General features: G+C 74.0%; 4 protein-coding genes. 3 read left to right on the plus strand and 1 reads right to left on the minus strand.

The window, feature by feature from the left end:
* Positions 1 to 244 precede the first annotated feature (244 nt).
* Together ACFE60_RS18590 and ACFE60_RS18595 are read left to right on the plus strand one after the other, a co-directional pair.
* Entirely contained in the window at positions 245 to 469 is a 225-nt protein-coding gene (locus ACFE60_RS18590) for a DUF3107 domain-containing protein (RefSeq protein ID WP_375390332.1), read from the plus strand.
* 1 nt (position 470) lies between these two features.
* A complete protein-coding gene (locus ACFE60_RS18595; RefSeq protein ID WP_375390333.1) occupies positions 471 to 752 on the plus strand; it encodes a hypothetical protein in 282 nt (93 codons plus the stop codon).
* Positions 753 to 1,061: 309 nt separating this feature from the next.
* On the opposite strand, the gene ACFE60_RS18600 is transcribed toward ACFE60_RS18595, so the two are convergent.
* Positions 1,062 to 1,781, minus strand: a complete 720-nt coding sequence (locus ACFE60_RS18600; RefSeq protein ID WP_375390334.1) for a ferritin-like fold-containing protein — start codon at positions 1,779 to 1,781, stop codon at positions 1,062 to 1,064.
* A gap of 169 nt (positions 1,782 to 1,950) precedes the next feature.
* Between ACFE60_RS18600 and ACFE60_RS18605 the strand changes: the two genes are divergently transcribed.
* The coding region (locus ACFE60_RS18605; protein WP_375390335.1) for a DEAD/DEAH box helicase at positions 1,951 to 2,897 on the plus strand (947 nt) is incomplete at its 3' end.

A 2,897-nucleotide genomic window follows, 5' to 3' on the forward strand; every position in this document is an offset into this window, starting at 1 on the left:
GTCGGGCGGCCGGTGCCCGGGGCGCCGAGCACGACCGCGGAGGCGCCGTCCAGCAGGCCGAGCACGGCGCGCTGGTCGTCGTCGAGCTCGGGGGTCCTCAGCACAGCAGGGACGGTAGGCGGCGGCTCCGACACCGGTCGGGCTGTCCGCCCACCGCGGACGCGGCGACCTGTTCAGCGGCGGTCGCGGGATACTGGCCGGGGCCGATCGCCGATCGGCCGCACACGTCGAAAGGGGGCGCCTCGTGGAGGTGCGCATCGGGATCCAGAACTCCGGCCGGGAGCTCGCGTTCGAGAGCGCCGAGTCGCCTGCGGCGGTCCAGAAGACGATCGGCGACGCGATCGAGAAGCAGGCGTCGCACTTCACGCTCACCGACGAGAACGGGCGCCTGTACCTGGTGCCGGTCGCGACCCTCGCGTACGTCGAGGTCGGCAGCGAGCGCACGCGCCGCGTCGGGTTCGTCGCCTGACGTGCAGCTGATCTACGCCGAGACGGTCGCGATCGTCCTCGGGCTGGCGGCGCACGCGGTGCTGCCGCTGCGCGCGCTGACGGGCGTGCTGCTGCTGCCGGCGGTCGCGGGCGTCGCGTGCGCGATCGTCTGGGTCGGGCTGACCTGGGCGGGCGTCGAGGACGGCGGCGCGGTCATGTGGCTCGCGTCGCTGCTGGCGGCCGTGCTGTCCTCCGCCGCGGTGGGCGCGGTGCTCCGCCGCAGCAGGCACCTGCACGACGAGGCGGCACTGGCGCGGGCCTGAGCGGACCTGGCGCCGTCCTGCCGGGGGCGAGCTCCTCATCGGGGCCGCGCACGGTGATGTCGGCGTCCGTGGTGCGGCCGACGCAGGCCGATGTGGAGGGCGCAGGCCGGATCGGACGGATCGGGCCTGCGTCCGTCACGACCGTCTGCAGGCGCCGCGGCGCGACGCCCCCGTCGCGACGGCTGTGGCGTGCCGCGTGCAGGATCACGTCCGTGGCGCAGGACGAGACGCCCCCTCCTGACCTGCACACCGCACGCGGACCTGCACGCGGCACGGACGGGGCAGCGCGCGGCAGGGTGCCCGCCCGGCCTAGGCCGTGAGGCCGAGCCGGTCCATCCGGCGGGAGTGCGCGGCGATCAGGTCGTTCATGATCGGCTCGACACGGCGCTGCTCCGTCGTCGCGGGGTGCCCCTCGGCGTCGGCGACGTCGGCGAGGGCTCCGCGTGCGAGCAGCAGGGTGTCGCCGACCAGCCGCCTGCCCCACAGGGCGAGGCGGGAGGCGAGGCGCGCGTCGGCGCCGATACCGGTCTGCAGCACGGCGACCAGCGCGTCGTGGCCGATGTCGCGCTCGAGCAGCGCGGCGATCCTGGCGCCGTCCTGGCCGGGCACGCCGCCCGCGAGCGCCGCGAAGAAGTCGTCCAGCAGCCCCGCGGCGAGGTGCAGCGTCAGCACCGACTCGTGCCAGCCGGACTCCGCGATCCGGCGGCGGTACCGGTCGATGTCCGCGGTGTATGGGTGCATCACGACGGCGGGCACGAGCCCGTTCGACTCGATCAGCCGCGCCAGCTCGGTGTGCTGCTCGAGCACGACCGCGGCGACCCGCGTGATCGCCTCGCGGTCGGCCAGGTCCGTCGCCCGTCCGGCCACCGCGGAGGAGGTCTCGAACAGCGCGAGCCGCAGGTAGGCGACGCGCCCGAGCAGCGCCTCCGGGTCCGGCCGCAGGTCGCCGAGGGCGATGCGGTCGACCCGCGGAGGCGTCCCGCGACGGGACCGCGGCGCGGTCGGGCGCCGTCGTCCCGGTCGGATCACCCGTCAAGCATATTGGCAGCGGGGTAGGATGCCCCACGGAGCCCGCCGTGGAGCGGGCCCGCCTGCGCCGGTCAGGAACGCACGATCACGGCGCACCCCCGCGCGATCCGTTCCGCGATCCGCGGCAGCATGCGCGCCACCGCGCGCCACACGACAGGCACCCGCTCTCTTGACATTCGCTTCCCTCGGCGTCGACCAGGACCTGGTCGACGCCCTCGCGTCCCACGGCATCCTCGAGCCATTCCCCATCCAGGCCCAGACCATCCCCCTCGGCCTCTCCGGCCAGGACATCATCGGCCAGGCCAAGACCGGCACCGGCAAGACGCTCGGCTTCGGCCTGCCGATCATCCAGCGCCTCGGCCACGACCCGGAGCCGGGCGTCAAGGTGCTGGTCGTCGTCCCGACCCGCGAGCTGTGCGTGCAGGTCGCGGAGGACCTCGTGATGGCGACCGCGAACCGCCCGACGACCGTCGCCGCCATCTACGGCGGCAAGGCCTACGAGGGCCAGATCGAGGCGCTGAAGGCCGGCGCCCAGATCATCGTCGGCACCCCCGGCCGGCTGCTCGACCTCGCCGGCCAGCGGCTGATCTCCTTCGCCGACGTGCGCGAGATGGTGCTGGACGAGGCGGACAAGATGCTCGACCTCGGGTTCCTGCCCGACATCGAGAAGCTGTTCGCCCAGACGCCCGCGACGCGGCACACGATGCTGTTCTCCGCGACGATGCCGGGCGCGATCGTCGCGCTCGCCCGCCGCTTCATGAACCGGCCGGTGCACATCCGCGCGACGGACCCGGACGAGGGCATCACCCAGAAGAACATCGAGCACATCGTCTACCGGGCGCACTCGCTCGACAAGGACGAGGTCGTCGCCCGCATCCTGCAGGCGGAGGGCCGCGGCAAGACCGTGATCTTCACCCGCACGAAGCGCGCCGCCGCTCGGCTCGTGGAGGAGCTGACGGATCGCGGCTTCGCGGCCGCGGCCGTGCACGGCGACCTCGGCCAGGACCAGCGCGAGCGGGCCATGACCGCGTTCCGCACGGGGAAGAAGGACGTCCTCATCGCCACCGACGTCGCCGCCCGCGGCATCGACGTGGACGACGTGACCCACGTCATCAA

The sequence above is a fragment of the uncultured Amnibacterium sp. genome, from assembly GCF_964245895.1.
GTDB lineage: Bacteria > Actinomycetota > Actinomycetes > Actinomycetales > Microbacteriaceae > Amnibacterium.